The sequence below is a fragment of the Bacillus sp. AR4-2 genome, from assembly GCF_008274865.1.
Taxonomy (GTDB): domain Bacteria; phylum Bacillota; class Bacilli; order Bacillales; family Bacillaceae_G; genus Bacillus_A; species Bacillus_A cereus.
In genome coordinates this window covers 156143-173486 of sequence record NZ_CP031063.1, presented here as the reverse complement: position 1 = coordinate 173486, position 17344 = coordinate 156143, and the positions used below count along the sequence as shown (strand labels likewise).

The following is a 17344-nucleotide window of genomic DNA, read 5'->3' as shown; positions in this document are numbered from 1 at the left end:
TCCTCCATCTTTATTCTTTTATTTCACTCTTCGAATTCCTGCATAGTGTTGCTGCCAATACGATGACGTAAATTGATGATAGCCAATGCCGCTACCGTTTGAATCATACATTGTATTAGCATCAATATATATTCCCACGTGACTCACATGATTCGGTCCACCATATGTCCCTCTAAAGAAAACTAAATCGCCTGGTTGTGCATCTTTTGGATCAATCTCTACAGTGAACTCATATTGTTCTGCTGCTGAACCAGGTATTTTAATTCCTGCTGCCCTATATGCCCAAAAAGTTAACCCACTACAATCAAATCCTTGAGAAGCACTCTTCCCTCCCCATACGTAAGGATTACCATTGTACTTTAACACTTCATTCATCATTGTTTTAAACGTATCAGAACCACCTGGAATTTGGCCCGGGGTCCCACCAGTTCCACCAGTTCCATCAAAACTTAAATATTGTTTAACTTTTTCTGCATAAAAAAAGTTACCACCATTTTTATAGCGATAACCACCATTGTAAGCAATTGCAACAGGATCACTATATCCAATTGTTTGACCATTTTTATTACCACCAGCAGGTGCAACCACCGTTTTAGAATAATAATCCGCGGTTTCTAAGGAATGTGTTTTATGATTTGCAGCTAACCATTTTATATAATAACGCCCAAAGTTATATCCTTGAACAATTGCTGATAAATCAGTAATCCCTAATTCTTTCGCATCAGTAAATACACCCTTCAAATGCATGACGCCATAATAAATAGAATCTTTAGGATTAGAAATGGTATTCATATTCCAACCTTGTGATTCAGAAGATTGCATAATATCAGGTAGTTTTTCTGAAATACCATTGCTCTCTACCATGATAATTCCTAATACATATGGCACAAATTCTGGGACACCTTGCGCTGCACATTCCTTTTCAACCATATCTTTCCATCTCATTACTTCTGGTGGTAAATTTTTTATTTGTCCAATACCAACCATTCCACCACCTGAACCACTCTTTGAATCGCCATCGGCTAACATCCCGGTAAGAATAACTAAAAAAAAGATGGCTACTACAAGAATTAGAATTCCTGTAGAACCACTTAATAGAGCAGTAAACTTTTTTATTTTTTTATATTTTTCTAAAACCGCTTGCTGAGCATTCGCCATCTTACTGTCCACCTTTAAAACGTTCTAATTGTTTTTCATCAGGATCAAACATGACATTATACGCTTCTGTAGAACTAACTTGTACAATTGCTTCACCACGTTTTAATTCAGGTAATATACGAAACTCTGATTCTGTTAAACTTTCCCCTAAAACACTTTTTAATGTATCCAGGACCGAGTTATCCATATTCAAAAATATTTTATATTGTGTTAATTCAAAAATGGCTTTCATTGTAGACACGTCAACTGTACTTCCTGGTGGTGGTAACATTTCTTGCGGTGATTGTGTCGCAAAAAATATACCTGCAAAGAATTTTCGCATCTCACGTTCAAACTCTAGGACATAACGGTTGGCAAATTCATTTTGCGAATTGATAACGTTATGACACTCATCAAGAAAGACCATAAAATATTTAACATCTTCAATTGAAAGATTTTTTTCTTCTCGTAAATACTTCATTTTACGACCATTTTTAAGTGCATGACTCCAAATCAAGGTTAATGCAGTGAATAATTGACAGTTGAAAACTGATTTATCGTACTTTGAAATCCCATCAATATCAAAGAAAACAATTTGTTCATCTTCAAAGTTTTTAAGAGTTGTATGACCATTAAACATATCACCATATACTGTTATCATATCTTCTACTTGTAATTTTATTGCTTCTAAATCACGGTGACGTTGTGGTGTTGCCCCTGTTTCCAATTTTAAATCGTTTAAGTACTTATAGAAATCTTCTAAAATCGGATAATTTTCAGGTGGAAAACCTGTTACTTTATACACTTGATTACTTCCCTTTTGAGGAACTAATCCCCACTCAATATAAAAAGCATACAAATGTTTACGAAACTCTTGAATCACAGTATCATCAAATTCTGAATTCAAGAATCGAATCATATTTGTAACTTTAGAGATATGCTGAATAAAAGAACCCTTTTCGTCTACCGCACCTGTATTTGTAATTTTAGTTGCAAATACTTCTAACGGATTAATCATCCCTGTTTCTACTTCTTCTGAATCTTGTACCCCACTTAAATCTATAATCTTACCACCTTGCTGCTGCACAATTGTGTAATAATCCCTTGCTTTATCAAAGCCACGGATGAAACAATCTTTTGCAACTAATCCTTCCTCTATCTGTTTCAGCAATGTTGATTTACCAGCACCCATCTTACCAAAAATAAAACCACTAAATGATGTCCGAGTACCTGTAGATAAAAATGGATCTAAAATAAATGCGCCACCTGTTGAAGTTTGTCCTAGATAAATCCCTCTTGGGTCTTTTAAATCTTGATGATGAAACGGTATACCGTAACCAATATTCCTAGATGGCAGTGGTCGTCCGCTTTTTACTCCTAAGTATTCTACTTGATCATCATAGCTTGCAAACAAAGATTGCCATTCTTCTTTTTGTTTAAAAATAAATACCTGAGCTTTATAATCTTGTCCCGCAATTTCTTTCTTAATATCTCCAATTCTTTTCTCTAGTTGCTCTAACACTGGATCATATATGAATATACGCAAATGTATGAGCTTAACAATTTCCCCTTGCTGCGTAATTGAACGTGCAAAATCAGTTAGATTTTGGAGCTCCCAATGTGCATCATCGCGGTCAGTAGACCGACGTTCTGATGTCATACGATCTTTCAACTCACCAATGGATCGATTTATATCTTTAACAACCTCTTCTTTATTAGCAGTTGCTATATCTATACTTGAAATGGTATCTTTGTTATTCATAAGAGTTGTCAACCATAATGGAGGCACTTCTTCCGCAAGGGAATACACATGTAGACAAGCAACATAGCAATCTCCCTTAGCAATATATCGTTCATTAAATTTAATTCCACCCTGCGGTTGCACTCTTTGAGTAAATTCCAAATCATAACCTTCAGTAAGATATTTTTGTTGCTCTTTCCTTCCTAATTTAACCATCCTCATTCACTTCCTACTACATTTCTGAATTCATGTTTTGTAATTTAAAGATTAACTTTTCAACTTCTTTTGCCTTCATATTCTGCAAATCAAATTGACGCCCACCATAGCGCTTCATATCTTTCACATTCTTCACTAACTCTTTTTCATTTTTTGCATACACAACAATAAAAAATGCTAATTCTTTTAAATTTTTTTCTACCCATAGTACACGATTAAGGTTTTCAACAGCTAAACTATAGCGTTGGTACCATAAAGCTTCTTCCTCTTTACCTACTCCTTCACGATTCATTCTGTTTTGGAACCGTATAGCCATTCGTTTCCAAAAAACTTGTTGTACTGATGTTTCTGTAGAGTACGTTAAAGATAAAATTTTAAATGGCTCATGATACACACGACATAAACTTGTTAACTGGTTCATAAAACGCTTTAAATCATCTTGGTTCATAGAAAGTAAATCTGTTGTTTTTACCTTTAAATAAACCTGTAAATTATCTCTACGATCAACCAGAGTCCCTGTTTTTTTATCAATGCTTTTATACGGCGCTATGTCTACCATTAGGGCATCAGTTTTTTTAAATGATGCAAAAATAGTTGAAATAAATCCTTGTTTCTCAGATGCCTGCTCTTTATTATTTTTCTTTATTTTTTTCACATCAGCTGTTGCAACCCTCATGTTCATCATCCCTTTCACTAAAATTAAAAAAGAGAGTGCTCTTTAAGCACTCTCTTTCAACTTCCTATTTTTCATAGATTCACTGTTGATTGTATTTACTTCAATCGGATGATAATTTTTATTATCCATTTTCAACATGTCCAAAATAACTTTTAAATTTCGATTAGTCGGACTATTATAGGGTTTAATACATAAAAACAAACCAAATAATCCAAATAACACATAGAACATTAATCTACCAAATCCACCGATTGGAACAACATTTGGCATATATCCTGCTAAAATTAGCATTACGGCTATAATGCCCCCATCAATTATATAGAAAAATGCTAGTTTTATTTCTTGTTTAATATTTTTGGGATTCCGAATCATTTCCACTACTATCATTCTCCTTTCTATTATCTAATCATAGGTTTAATTACCTTTTATAAACCTATGAACACCTATGTGTATAAAATTCAATTACAATTTTTCTTTTCCTTGCGTATTTCTCTCTCTAAAAAATCCTTATCTATATACTCAGCACTTGTTACTGTTACCCAAATAGGTTCCTTTTTTCTTCTTTTTAACAATTTAAAAATATGTTTTACAAAAGTTGTAATCATGCTTAACACAATCGCGACTCCTAACATGCAGATAGCAAATAGCCAATTATTCATTTCAGTATTCCTTCTGCTTTCTTTTAACTTCAGAACACTCTCTTGAGAGTTCGTTATTTGAATACATACTTAAAGAAATATAAATTAGAAAAACAAAAGTAACAATGTAATGATATAAATGATTTAATTCAAAACTTATTTGAAAAGTTAAGATTCCCATTGAAATAACAAATCCCATTAACATCATAAGAAAGCTACATCTCAATTCTCGATTTTTCATTTCAAGGTATATTCTTTTTCTATCCGCAACATCAATTATTCTCACTTTAGAAGCCTCCTCATTTTACCTTCCTCGTAAGCCATTTGTACGATTATCGGTACTACCACGTTTTTTAAATCTTGATACACTTCCTTCCCTAACGTTATCTTGAACATTTACATCCCTTTGTACTGTGGTTGCTCCCGCTCTAACATCTGCTGTTACTTCACTACTACCTCGGACATTATTTTGAACATTTACATCTCTTTGTACTGTGGTTGCTCCCGCTCTAACATCTGCTGTTACTTCACTACTACCTCGGACATTATTTTGAACATTTACATCTCTTTGTACTGTGGTTGCTCCCGCTCTAACATCCGCTGTTACTTCACTACTACCTCGGACATTATTTTGAACATTTACATCTCTTTGTACTGTGGTTGCTCCCGCTTTTACATCCGCTGTTACTTCACTACTACCTCGGACATTATTTTGAACATTTACATCTCTTTGTACTGTAGTTGCTCCCGCTTTTACATCTGCTGTTACTTCTCCACTACCTCGGACGTTATTTTGAACATTTACATCTCTTTGTACTGTAGTTGCTCCCGCTTTCACATCACCACTTACTGTATTATTCCCTTTCACTCTATCTTGGATATTTACATCCCGCTCTACTGTTGCCGATCCTGCTTTTACATCACCATTTACTGTATTATTCCCTTTCACTCTATCTTGGATATTTACATCCCGCTCTACTGTCGCTGCTCCTGCTTTTACATCACCACTTACTGTATTATTTCCTTTCACTTTATCCTGAATATTTATATCTCGTTCTATCGTGGCTGATCCTGCCTTCACATCAGCCTGTGATGCATTTACTCCCCCTGTATTTCGCAATTTATTTTGCAACTCAATTTCACGTTCCGCTGTTTGTTTTTCGCCTTTTACACTACCTTGTTGCGGCTCTTCTCTTCCTGTATTTCGTAATTTGTTCTGCAGCTCAAGTTCGCGTTCCGCTGTTTGTTTTTCACCTTTTACACTACCTTGCTGTCCTTCTTCTCTTCCTGTATTTCGTAATTTGTTCTGCAGCTCAAGTTCGCGTTCCGCTGTTTGTTTTTCATCTTTCACATTGCCTTGCTGTCCTTCTTCTCTTCCTGTATTTCGTAATTTGTTCTGCAGCTCAAGTTCGCGTTCCGCTGTTTGTTTTTCACCTTTCACATTGCCTTGCTGTCCTTCTTCTCTTCCTGTATTTCGTAATTTGTTCTGCAGCTCAAGTTCGCGTTCCGCTGTTTGTTTTTCACCTTTTACACTACCTTGCTGTCCTTCTTCTCTTCCTGTATTTCGTAATTTGTTCTGCAGCTCAAGTTCGCGTTCCGCTGTTTGTTTTTCGCCTTTCATGCTACCTTGTGTACTTTCTTGTTGAACATTATCTTGGCGATTTGAACTACCTTTCTGATTTGCTACATGCATATTTCTTTGAGATTTTTCTTCCATTTTTGGAGTTGAAGAATTCTCTTTTCCCGCATTTGCATTATTTTGAACATCTTTCCCTATTTTTCCTAATGTTTGACGATCAGCATTTTCTTGAGCCTTCTGTTTCCCTTCAGATTGTCCACCTTTAAATTCATCAATAGTTCCTTTCACACTACCTGTCACACCTTTAGCAACACCAGATACGGCTTCTTTACCTTTATCAACTGCACCAGTAACGGATTCCCCCATCTTATGTCCAGCGTCATTTACCATGCCACCAATTCCACGATTTTTCATATAACCTAGTGCTGCACCAGTATTTCTAGCAATTTTCTTGGGCTGTAGACCACTATTTTTTTGATTCCCACTAGAATTACCATCCGAATTACCCTCAGGATTATCAGATTTATCATCAGATTCAGATCTTTTAGGAGTATCTGCTCGACCTTGGCCAGACAATTTATCTTTCACACTTCTCCCCATATTAGTTAATCCCTTTCTTGCAGCATTAGCAGAAGATAGTGTTCCTAATGCACCCATTAGATTGTTTTTTCCTTCTTTCAAACCAACATCGATACCAAAATACTTTAAAATAGATTCCGATCCTTTAATTAAAGCAGTTGTCAAACAAATCATAGAAACTATATATAAGAAACCATTAATATCTACATCTGATAAATAATTAACTGCTATAATATAAAATCGTAAACTAAGTCCTGTAAACGCAAACACTAAAAAACCATTCATAATATCTTGCAAAACCATTTTTGTTTTCTGCCCTGATTCCAGGTCAGTAACAAACACGAATGGTGCAATAATCTTTTTCATTCCAATTTCAAATATCGTCATTACAAAAACAAAAATAGTATAGAGATATGCAATTCCTAGCGCTATTAATCCCCAAAAAATAGTAAAGAAATTCATAGGATAACGAATATATCCTGATGGAAAGATGTCACTAAAAGGATCAAAAAAACTACCGTCAATCTTCTCAAGAGCTTCTGAAACCCCATCATTTGTAACCCTGTATGCTAAGAATTTAGTTTCTTCTACAGCTTTCCCTTCAAGTTTCCCAACCATATCAGGTGTTAACAAATCCCCAAGGGAAGCATTTAAATACATTTTTTTATTCAAACTATTTTTACCACTATCATCTTTTGAAACAGCCTCTTTGCTGTTACCATTTTTTATGGGATCAAATCCAGTTTGACTTAAATACACTAGATCAGCTGTATTATGCTTTACTAAATTAAACGCCAAACTATTATCTTCCATTTTCCCATCTTTAGTAACACCTTCATAAAAATTCTCAGATATTTTTTGCATATCTGCCATTAATTCATTTAACCCTGCCAATAAACCCACCATAACGACTATATTCACTCCAACAGTTTTAAAATGTGGTGGCTTATGATAGATAATTGTTTTAATTCCTAACCAGGCAATTACTAATACTAAAATAGCCCAAAACATACCTTTTATCATAGAAGATGCAAAATTATTTAAGCCAGCATCTTCTAACAAACCTAATAAGGAAAATGTTTTAGGTATTATATCTTCTAATGCAGATATCATCACAAGTAACCCTTGAATTATCCATCCTTCAAATGATTGAACAACGGAACCTAAAAAATTAGAATATTGAATCCAAGGATTTTTCAAAAAGGCAATAGCTTGCCCTTTATCTATATCCTTGAATGTCCAAACGATTGAATCCCACCATCCATCAGCATAAATAACAGACATAGGTATAACACTCAACAATAGGATACAACTTACTATAATTCCCGTTACTATCATTCTTCTTTTTCTTAAAAACCACTCTTTTACTCTCGCAGTAGGCATTTCGTTTCTACCTTCCCTTTTATTTTTATCATCCATATATAAAAATAATCTTATATTTATAACTGTTTTAATAATTTTTTTAGATATCTCTTTATGTTTTGATTTGCTGATTCTTCTAATAAAATTTGAACCTCTTCTTTCTTAGGAACCACACTATCTTTTGCATATTTCAATAACATCACTACCAGACGATTACGAATTTCTACTGGATCTTCTACATTTTTCTTTTCCTTTACACAAACAATTAATGATTTAATCACTTCATCAATTGTTTGTTCTGGTTCTGCTATAAACCCTATCTTTTGTTTACTGGCATATTGGTTTCTCGCATCATTATTTACAATAAAATCCAAGAAGTTCAAATACAGATCTTTTAAATCCAGTCCTATATGTAAGGAAGGTATATCAATTTCATTTAGGTCATTTGAGGTATCAAATAATTCACCTAAAAATTGCCAACGATAAGGCATAGCTGTTTCTTTTGTATTTAAAATGGGGTATGGTCTTACTTTTTTTCTATTTTTATCTTGTCTGTGTAGTGCGCGGATAACTAATGTTTCTCCCTCCAAAAATTGTGATAGCCTATCCGGAAAAATGATACGTTGTTGGTCTGCACTTTTAGTTACTTTGTTATCTACATCCAAATAACTTTCATTAGAAGACTTCCCGATAACAGTCTTGTGTCCCGCACGTTTTGAAATTTCTTCTATTGTTTCAGGATCAGTTGACATAATATATATATGATTTTGACAGTTTTGTTTAATTTCTTTCGCCTGTTTATCATATAGTTTTTCAATTTGTGAATAAGATTGAATCACTAAATTAAATAACATATTACGCCCTGCACAAACTGTTAATACGCCACCCATATCATCAATTGGTGGCATATTACCAAACTCATCTAACAGAAAATGTACTCGTCTAAAACATTTTTTACCTTTTGTATCGTTACAATTTGTTGATAATTCCGTGTATAACTGTTTAATAAAAATACTCGCTAAAGCATGATTTGACTTGTCATAGTCAGGTACTATCATAAATACCGCTGTAGGCTTATCGGAATACGATAATTTTGCTTTTGGCTTTAAAGGAAAAGTATTAGCCTTTAAATTCAGCGTAACTTGACGTTGATGTTCAGGTTTATGTTCACACCCCTCTTTTTTCTGATAAACAACTCTTCCTTTTTCATCTAACATTTTTTCAAACTGTAAACTATACAATAATCTATATCTCTTTTTCGGATCTTCCTCATCTTGAAAACGAATAAGTAATAGATCTCCATCTTCTAAGGATTCATCAAAATTCATATTACACATCCCCAAAGCTTTGACCTTAATTTTGTAACTTCCTATTTCTGTCTTTTCTCGATTATTTTTATGAAATGAGACTGTTACACGCTTATTTAGAAATTTTTCATCCAACTGAAAAAATAGATTTTTAGGGAAACCTACTTGTTTTAAATCTAAGCTAGATTTCGATGTCATTTTTGCAAACATCTTATCAGCAAAAGTTTGTAACCCCTGATTGGCGGTTGCAAGAATAGACCCCTTCGCTTTTTCACCAGCAAAGCTAGTTGAACCGTACTGCATCTTTGCAATATTTCCTTGTGGCATGCTTTTAAAGTACTCATCCAAAGCGTTTTTTTCTGTAAAATCATCAGGATCTTCCTTATAATAAAATGTCCCTAATTCATTGAGCATTTGAGATACATTGTGCATTGTAATTTTTTCAATGCAATTATTCTTCACACAATACTCCACGACAGCTAGAATAATTCCATTAATTGCATTTTGTGCAGAAGTGTTAAAAAATTCATTCTCCCCCGCATCAGGTTTGTTATACAAAGAGAAAGTCAATGTATTTGCACGTTTAGCTGCTTCTTGATCATCCCCATTTACCCAAGCATCAATGACTAATTGCAAGGGATTATAAGACATTCCCTGCAATGGATCTAAAATGTTAAGTACCTGTACATCATACCCACGCTTTTCTAACGTATCTTTAGAGGCACTATATAGTTCCCCCTTCGGATCATTTATTACCATACTTGATTGATTTTTTGCTCTACTCAAATTATCAATCATTGGAACGACAATCGTTTCCCCTTTACCCGAACGAGAAACCCCTAAAATGGCTGTATTAACTGTATCTGTATCGATATAATATTTATCCTTAAAATGTGAAACAGGTACACCTCCATAGCCTTCAAAGGATTCATTTTTATCAGGAACTGCTGGATACTGTTCTTGAATTTCTTCAATAGTTGTAAATCGACTATCCCCCTTTTGACCGTAAGCTACATTCTTATCACTTCGATAATTAAATTTTGAATACACCAAAAAACCAATCAATATAAGAATCAATACAAAAAAGACATATATATTTGTTGGAAGTACAAAAGAGATAGCATTTTCCGCAGAAATACTCTTATTCCAATCCGCCCCCCAAACATCAAAAATAGTCGGTTTTTCTACTGTTTTTGATATATCATTTATAATTCTCTGATACGCCCCTACTAAAAAGTTCACAAAAAACAAAGGAAAAAGCACCGCAACAATCGAAACCGCTAGTGCTTTTTTATTAATTCTTTTTTGTTCAGTAGGCAGATCTTCACCATCAATTTTATAATTATGATGAAGATACCCTTTTCGCTTCAATGAGAATTTTCGAATTTTTTTCATCATCTTATTCCTCACTCAATCTACCTTTTATTTAGATCCTAATAACCAGCTTAGAATACCTTTACGAACTGGCTGTTGTGGTTGCGGTGTTTGTTGCATCATTGGTTGTTGTGCTGCAGACTGTGGTTGCATCGGTTGCATTGGTTGTTGATACACTGGCTGTTGGTACATATATACCGGCTGTTGATACATTTGTGGTTGAGGGTGTTGACCCATCCCAGTATTATATGATTTTTGTAACTTGTCTGTTAAATCTTCTATTATATTTTGAAGTTCACGAATTCTTTCTTTATCTTTCTTTTCCACTCCCTCTTGGCTTCTCATTTGTAGATGTAGAGCTTGTTTTTCTAATTCCAGTCTTTCTCTTTCAATTTCTTGTCGCTGCTTCTCGTGTTCACTATTACGCTCTGCTTCAATTTCTTGTGCCCATATAGGAATTAAATTTTCTATCTCCCCTTGAAGTCGCGATAATTCTTCTTGCTGTTCCTTAAATGCCATATTCATTAAATCTTCTATTGTATTAGCGAAGTGCGATAATGCTTCATTCTTTTTGTCAATCAATTCCTTTTTCGCATCCAATTTTAGGTTATGTATCTTTTCTTCCATTTTCTGTTTTTGGACTACTTCATTTTCCTCCATCAATTTTTCTTCATGAGCATTTACCAGATTCATTTTTCGTTCCTCTAATTCTAGTTGATACTCCTTAAATTTTGTTTCTTGTCCTATTTTAAAAGCTTCTAATTCCAATTCTTGTTTTTCACGTAACGCTTGTAACTTTCCTTCAATCTCATACTGTTCTTTACTTTCAAAGTTTTTGTACTCATCCAATAAGCTTTGCATATTTCCTTCAAAAGTATCTCTTAAAGCTATTTCTGCTTCTGTAGAGTAATCCCTTAACATCGTCGTTCTATAATCCTGTTCCAAATATAAACGAATTTCATCTAATAAGTTATTTACATCTTGATAATATCCATCCTGGATCAGTAAAAACTGTTTACCACTTAATACATTTTTTGCATATTGTAGCTTACGAATTTCTAAAGCTGTCTTAGGTGGTTCTTCATCAATACCTAACAAGCCCAATAAATGAGTTATTGAGAAACGTGTATGGTATCGTTCCTGTTTTTCCTTAACTTCACTTAAATCTACAAAGCTATCATATTCAGGAAAAATTACTTCTTTTGTATTTAAAATTATGTTAGCTTCTTCCTCTTTTGCTACAACACTGTTTTCTAATTCTGGATAAAGAATTTCCTTTTCAATATCATCTATAGGAGCTTCTTCCGATGCATGATCCAGCCAATCTTCTGTTGAAATATCAGCTAACATATCTTCAGAAGCACTTTTTTCAAACTCCTCATCAATGGCGAACGGATCTCCCTCTTTTTCTAAAGTTATTACCTCTCTTTCTAATCCCTCAATATCAACAGAATCAAACATATTAGCATTACTTTGATCTAATTCCTCAGAAGACATTTCTTTGAAATCTTGTAATGGATCCATATCAGAAAACTTTATTTGCTCTTCAAAATTTTCTTCTAAATCATAATTGGATAAAGCTTTTTCTTTCTCATTAGGAGCAGATGCCTTCTCCTTCTTGCTAAATAATTTTGCAAATAGGCCACCTTTTTGCTTCTTTACTTCTACTCTTTCACTTTCTGCAGAATCTTTCTCCCTCTCCGATTTATAACTTGCATAAATTCCTTGTTTGATTTCCATACCCAAATCAAAATCGGTTCCATTCTCTAAATCTCTTGAAATGGCAGTGAGTAAAGAAAATTTTTCTCCTACTCCTATAGGTAATTCAAATTCATAAGCTTTTTCATTCTCAAAATCTTGGAGCAACAACAGTACTTGATCTGATTGTTGATTTTGTTCAACATATCTTTGAATTAAATTTTCAGTCTCCAATAAGCCTAATTGCTTACCGTTACTAACTTTATTCTTTTTAAGAAATTTTTTAAAAGATTTAGATTGTTCCTTCTGTAAAAATTCAACAATATACATTGTTTTACCCTCATTCCATGTATATAATTCTTTTTCTATGTAAAATAAAAAAGGAGCTTACAAAATAGTAAGCTCCTTTTCTGCCTTTATTAATCTTAGAATGTAGATGTAACGTCTTTAACAGTACTTCCTAGTGCTCCTGCTCCCCATAATAGAACGCCACCAACAACAATGTACAGTAGCCATTTCTTTGCTGTACGGCTTGGCCCTTCACCGAACATGAACATGAAACCAATGATACATACACAGAATACAATAACTGCTAAACCAATTCCTTGTAATTTTCCAGTCCAATTCGCTAAAGCACCACTAACCTTTTCAAAAAAATCATTATAAACTAATGTTTGCAAAGAGCTTTTTGCTGATTCAAGTAGATTTAATTTTGGTAAATTCATTATTAAGTACCTCTTTCTTAATTTTAATTTAGATTTAATTTATGCATCTAATCGACTTGCTAATAGCTTGTTAAATTTCTCTTTAATAACGTTAGCCAAGATCGAAGTCGTAGATGGTTATTCTAAACAGGATTTTCCCCCCGTTAGTAACGTTAAGTAATTCTTATAGATGAGCAATTATGAATATCCTTCATAATTGTTAACCTTTTTTTCAAAAAAATAGTCACAGTATATTTCAACAAAAAGTATTTCTTTTACTTCATATTTAAACTGATCCTATATCACTGCAGCCTACATTTAATATCTTGTATTTTTATGAGAGATGAAATGCCGGAATACATCTTCAACTTCAGGGATTCCGTCTGAACAAATCGTTATGATTGCTATAAGCGCGATTATGCCACCCATAAGAATCATTAAGCGAAACACATTGTTTTCAAGCATTTCTCAACCACCTTCTCTCTAGCGGACTTGCGAAATTGCCGATCCGTGAAACTCCATCTCTACATTGGGCAAGTTGAAAAGAATGATTTTCAAGTTTGCTACAACCTGATAATCCACTACGTCACCAAAATTCACTTTTTTATTTAATTGGTCACTTTTGACGGTTAAAGCCCCTTGATACTGCTTTTCACTGTAATCTTTTAAATTGGCAGTTGCCTCTTTTGTTAATCCACCATGTCTTTCAATTTGATAGTTGACTTGTTGTTTATATGAATTCACATTACTTAATTGAATACAAAAAAGAGCTACTGCAACCATCATCATGATCAACATTAGCCCCACAAACCACTTTACAATCAACATAATTGAACTATCTAACATGCCTTACACCTACTCACTTTTCATTTTTCCTCCTTACTGCATTGTTTATGAGAGATTAATTGATGATAAGTGATACACTAATACAGCAGCAGCAAACCCCACTACTAGTATGAAAGAACTCATTACAATTTTGGTAGGAAAGAAATTAAAACGTTTCAACTTAAAAGCAATAATTTCGTCAATTGATCTTTGTAATTCAGTACTTGCCATTTGCCCTAGCTCATTAATTACATTGGTATCACTAGAGTTTTGCTGGAAATCATATATGGTTTGCATGATATTAATTGACATATCACTTCCACTTGAACGCATAGCATAGTCAGTGAATGGTTGGATGTCATTTGGCTTATCTGTCATTTCAGACATTAACCTAGCTAATGAATTCTTATCCACCGGATTTTCCATCCGATTAAGTATCTTCCGAAAAACTTGGTATAAGCTAACAGATCCGTCTGCCTCTTTTAAATAAGGTATCAATAGCCTTGTAAACTTTGAAAAGTTTAGATGCCTTTCAAATTTAAATGCATTGTATACTTTAATAACATGCGTATACTTAGAGCGATAAAGGAAAAAAGGCAACCCAATTGCCAATAAGTAACACCATTTTGAAAGAAATAATCCTAATAACAATCCGAAAAATCCCGCCAAGGCAGTTTGTATCATCCGCCTTTTTTGAAATTTATCAATCATTCTTTTGGTATTCCCCATTTCTTCCAGCATGCTGTATAAATCTTCTTCTGCCAACATTCGATTATAACGGTTTTTTTTAAGATCTTTAGCTGCTACTACCCTCATGTTTTGACCTCCATTATCGAATCATCAAAAAGGTATGTAGTAAAGGATTTAAAAAAGAAAAACATTAATGTCATGTAAATACCGCCTGTAATCCAACCAATAGGATGTTTTGCAAATGCAGTAATATAGGTATCAAAACTAAAAGAAAAAGTGATAGCTAACACAAATACAACTATTACTCCACAAAGCATTTTCATATCTTTTAGATGCCCCTCTTTTTTACGTTCATAATCGTCCTTTTTTTCTTTTATTTCATTGTGGTACGATTTAATGTCTTTCAATGTATCCAGGTTTGTTCTCCCCTCTATCACACAGGTTTCAAGTTGTTCTAAATACTGGTCAAATATAATATCCTCACGATATTTATTAGACAATTGCTTAAAAGCTTGAATGACCTGTTCTTGATCCGCCCCCATTAAGCTTGCTATTAATATTTTTAAGTCTTCTCTTAATTCCCCTTGAGAACGATCACTCGCTCTTCCTAAGGAGGTTAGCAACGTTTGACTATCATTCGCTAAAAGTGAAGTCATATTATTTACAAACTTATTTCTTTCCCTGAAAGAATCGCGTTCATATGCCCTTTTAATAATCTTGGGCATTAACACTTTTAATCCATATAGTGCCCCAATACATCCTAAAATCAGGGACAACCACCATATATACAATAAGAGAAAAGAAAATACCCCCGCTACGAGCCCTGGAATTGCAGCATGTCTAACATAATCCTTTTTAGCTAAAGGCTTTCCATATGCCGCCTTAAACGCATTAATTTCTTCTGCATTTACAAATTTCTTTTTCTTTGTTTTCGCATTAAAAGTAGAGATTTTCATACTTCATACCTCCTCTCTACAATTTTTTATCCTTTATCTACTTATGACTAAATTTTTCTTAAATGCTATTTCATCTGTATAATTAGGAAGTTCATAGCTTAAATCTATTTCCGCTAGTTTGTCATAAAATTCTTCTGATAATGCTCCTGTAGAAAAAGTGAATTTGCCGTGTCGGTATTTTTGTTCAAATACCATTTGGCATCCCTCAACTGAATACTCCACTATTTTCGCTAAATAACGGATAACCCGTTTAATTGGATTTCCATTTTTATCGGTTGCTTTTACAACCACACGTTTAATATGGAAACCAAAATTAAAATAACGCATAATATCCTCTTCAAGTGATTTTTCATCTACCTGATACCCAATTTTGGACATATTCACAAGCCTTTTCGGTGATGTTTCTGCATCTACTGAGTGTAGGGAAGTCACTACATGGTGTCCTGATAATACTGCTTGAATCATTTCATATGTTTCTTTCCCACGAAGCTCAGAAATCATAATCCAACGTGGATTATTACGAAGAGCAGCTATAATTTCATCTGTTACAGTAACTCCATTTCCAGTTAGCCAGCTAAATACATCCTTGTCAGGAAACAAAGATTTAACATGTGTCTCTGGAACGTCTTCAATCATGATTGCCTTGTGTTCAAATTGAACCATAGAAAATAACAACTTTAATAACTCTGTTTTTCCGGTTCCTGTTTCACCTGAAATTAAGACATTATTCCGACTTGCCATTACTACTTTAAAAAAGTCATATATGAATTGAGGTGCAAATGTCTCAAAGTTTGATTCATTTAGCACTAAATTAGGTCGAACAATCCTCAATGACATAGTAGAATTACCAGTCGTATTCTGTTTATGTACCGCATTAATACGAATTGAACCATAAACACCATCGAAAATAGGATTTTTTGGAGTAAACTCTTTTCCTACTGCATGAGCAAATTTCTGAATTAGCCTTGTTATATATTGTTCTGTAATTTGATGTTCATGATCTTCATAAACTCGCTTATAGTCACTCGATTCTACAATTAAATGACTACCGTTATAAGATATATCGGTAATATCAGGACGTTCTTTAATTAGTCTTTCTATAACGCCCGTCCCAACAAGCTCAGACACAACATATTCAATAACTCCATCAACATCGTCTTCATCATAATCCATAAAATAAGCTGGATACTCATTTTTAATTTTTTTCTTAATTTCTTGCCTTGCTTCTTCTTTTAGTAGCGCATCAATAACTAACTCAGCATATCTATTTTTCAAGTCATTTCTTATAGTTTCTAACTTTTTATAATCGAAGTTTATCTCTTTAGCTCTTGTCCTACGATTAGTCATTTGTCCCTTACTAAACATACTCTTCTCCTTTCCAATTTATTTTTCAAATGTTCTTATGAAGGTGGTTCGACAGACGGACTAATACTTAGCTTGCATGTAGCTTGATACGTATTCTCTCCATCATGAATAATAGCTCTAATTGCCTTTGTAGAACCATTTGAATTATCTAAGTACTTAAATTCATATTTCGCGTCTTTACTGATTTTTACAAGCTTATTTGTTTCAATACGTTTTCTAAAATCTTTTTCAAATTCACTCTTTATAATAAATAGCTCCCCACTTTGGATACGTGAGCTATTATCCGCATTTGAAATAGCACTTGTTCGAACTGTCTCAGTCATTCCTTGCATGACGGAATCATTAGCAAAATTCTCTCTATAATAATAACCACCTATGGAAATTAGGAAAAAACCCAAGATTATTATTATTAGGATAAAAGGATGGTCTTTCAACTCCTTCACTCCTTCTCAAACAAAGGAGGAGTGAATACTCGCTCCCCCTTGTTAGATGTTATT

Annotated in this window: 16 protein-coding genes; all 16 read right to left on the bottom strand. The window is 33.8% G+C overall.

From position 1 onward, the window contains the following. Positions 1-18 precede the first annotated feature (18 nt). Entirely contained in the window at positions 19-1158 is a 1140-nt protein-coding gene (locus DN399_RS27855; RefSeq protein WP_001262272.1) for a bifunctional lytic transglycosylase/C40 family peptidase, read from the bottom strand. A gap of 1 nt (position 1159) precedes the next feature. Next, positions 1160-3094: a VirB4 family type IV secretion system protein gene (locus tag DN399_RS27850; protein ID WP_000239781.1), complete on the bottom strand. Its 1935-nt coding sequence runs from the start codon at positions 3092-3094 to the stop codon at positions 1160-1162. 16 nt (positions 3095-3110) lie between these two features. Then, on the bottom strand, positions 3111-3770 hold the full coding sequence (locus tag DN399_RS27845; RefSeq protein WP_001261733.1) for a TraC-like domain-containing protein: 660 nt from the start codon (positions 3768-3770) through the stop codon (positions 3111-3113). A gap of 42 nt (positions 3771-3812) precedes the next feature. Further along, positions 3813-4148, bottom strand: coding sequence for a DUF5592 family protein (locus DN399_RS27840; RefSeq protein WP_000425242.1), 336 nt, complete (start codon positions 4146-4148; stop codon positions 3813-3815). An 80-nt stretch (positions 4149-4228) separates the two neighbouring features. Then, complete coding sequence (locus DN399_RS27835; RefSeq protein ID WP_001067200.1) at positions 4229-4429, bottom strand: hypothetical protein; 201 nt, start codon at positions 4427-4429, stop codon at positions 4229-4231. A 1-nt stretch (position 4430) separates the two neighbouring features. Continuing rightward, the gene (locus DN399_RS27830) at positions 4431-4694 is read right to left on the bottom strand and encodes a hypothetical protein (RefSeq protein WP_001219968.1); all 264 of its coding nucleotides are present in this window, start codon (positions 4692-4694) and stop codon (positions 4431-4433) included. 18 nt (positions 4695-4712) lie between these two features. Continuing rightward, entirely contained in the window at positions 4713-7949 is a 3237-nt protein-coding gene (locus DN399_RS27825; RefSeq protein ID WP_179958089.1) for a pLS20_p028 family conjugation system transmembrane protein, read from the bottom strand. A gap of 56 nt (positions 7950-8005) precedes the next feature. Then, positions 8006-10630: a VirD4-like conjugal transfer protein, CD1115 family gene (locus DN399_RS27820; protein ID WP_481747811.1), complete on the bottom strand. Its 2625-nt coding sequence runs from the start codon at positions 10628-10630 to the stop codon at positions 8006-8008. Between the two features lie 27 nt (positions 10631-10657). After that, on the bottom strand, positions 10658-12637 hold the full coding sequence (locus tag DN399_RS27815) for a hypothetical protein (protein WP_000276034.1): 1980 nt from the start codon (positions 12635-12637) through the stop codon (positions 10658-10660). 95 nt (positions 12638-12732) lie between these two features. Next, complete coding sequence (locus DN399_RS27810; protein WP_001052930.1) at positions 12733-13032, bottom strand: TrbC/VirB2 family protein; 300 nt, start codon at positions 13030-13032, stop codon at positions 12733-12735. 297 nt (positions 13033-13329) lie between these two features. Further along, the gene (locus tag DN399_RS28245; protein WP_000892400.1) at positions 13330-13476 is read right to left on the bottom strand and encodes a hypothetical protein; all 147 of its coding nucleotides are present in this window, start codon (positions 13474-13476) and stop codon (positions 13330-13332) included. An 18-nt stretch (positions 13477-13494) separates the two neighbouring features. Continuing rightward, positions 13495-13857 carry a hypothetical protein gene (locus DN399_RS27805; RefSeq protein WP_000887441.1) on the bottom strand — a complete coding sequence of 121 codons (363 nt, stop codon included), beginning with the start codon at positions 13855-13857 and terminating at the stop codon, positions 13495-13497. Positions 13858-13902: 45 nt separating this feature from the next. Continuing rightward, positions 13903-14652 carry a hypothetical protein gene (locus tag DN399_RS27800; protein ID WP_001266822.1) on the bottom strand — a complete coding sequence of 250 codons (750 nt, stop codon included), beginning with the start codon at positions 14650-14652 and terminating at the stop codon, positions 13903-13905. Further along, positions 14649-15482 (bottom strand): hypothetical protein, encoded by an 834-nt coding sequence (locus DN399_RS27795; protein WP_000704104.1) that lies wholly within the window; start codon positions 15480-15482, stop codon positions 14649-14651. The genes DN399_RS27800 and DN399_RS27795 overlap by 4 nt, the downstream gene beginning before the upstream one ends. A 33-nt stretch (positions 15483-15515) precedes the next feature. Next, positions 15516-16847 carry an ATPase, T2SS/T4P/T4SS family gene (locus DN399_RS27790; RefSeq protein ID WP_149150195.1) on the bottom strand — a complete coding sequence of 444 codons (1332 nt, stop codon included), beginning with the start codon at positions 16845-16847 and terminating at the stop codon, positions 15516-15518. Between the two features lie 35 nt (positions 16848-16882). Beyond that, positions 16883-17281: a hypothetical protein gene (locus DN399_RS27785; protein WP_000651503.1), complete on the bottom strand. Its 399-nt coding sequence runs from the start codon at positions 17279-17281 to the stop codon at positions 16883-16885. Positions 17282-17344: the final 63 nt, after the last annotated feature.

Coding starts and splice junctions, on each gene's coding strand:
- DN399_RS27790 (WP_149150195.1), bottom strand. CDS start 16,847: ATGTTTAGTAAGGGACAAATGACTAATCGTAGGACAAGAGCTAAAGAG.
- DN399_RS27800 (WP_001266822.1), bottom strand. CDS start 14,652: ATGAGGGTAGTAGCAGCTAAAGATCTTAAAAAAAACCGTTATAATCGA.
- DN399_RS27855 (WP_001262272.1), bottom strand. CDS start 1,158: ATGGCGAATGCTCAGCAAGCGGTTTTAGAAAAATATAAAAAAATAAAA.
- DN399_RS27850 (WP_000239781.1), bottom strand. CDS start 3,094: ATGGTTAAATTAGGAAGGAAAGAGCAACAAAAATATCTTACTGAAGGT.
- DN399_RS27825 (WP_179958089.1), bottom strand. CDS start 7,949: ATGCCTACTGCGAGAGTAAAAGAGTGGTTTTTAAGAAAAAGAAGAATG.
- DN399_RS27805 (WP_000887441.1), bottom strand. CDS start 13,857: ATGTTAGATAGTTCAATTATGTTGATTGTAAAGTGGTTTGTGGGGCTA.
- DN399_RS28245 (WP_000892400.1), bottom strand. CDS start 13,476: ATGCTTGAAAACAATGTGTTTCGCTTAATGATTCTTATGGGTGGCATA.
- DN399_RS27795 (WP_000704104.1), bottom strand. CDS start 15,482: ATGAAAATCTCTACTTTTAATGCGAAAACAAAGAAAAAGAAATTTGTA.
- DN399_RS27820 (WP_481747811.1), bottom strand. CDS start 10,630: ATGAAAAAAATTCGAAAATTCTCATTGAAGCGAAAAGGGTATCTTCAT.
- DN399_RS27815 (WP_000276034.1), bottom strand. CDS start 12,637: ATGTATATTGTTGAATTTTTACAGAAGGAACAATCTAAATCTTTTAAA.
- DN399_RS27835 (WP_001067200.1), bottom strand. CDS start 4,429: ATGAATAATTGGCTATTTGCTATCTGCATGTTAGGAGTCGCGATTGTG.
- DN399_RS27810 (WP_001052930.1), bottom strand. CDS start 13,032: ATGAATTTACCAAAATTAAATCTACTTGAATCAGCAAAAAGCTCTTTG.
- DN399_RS27845 (WP_001261733.1), bottom strand. CDS start 3,770: ATGAGGGTTGCAACAGCTGATGTGAAAAAAATAAAGAAAAATAATAAA.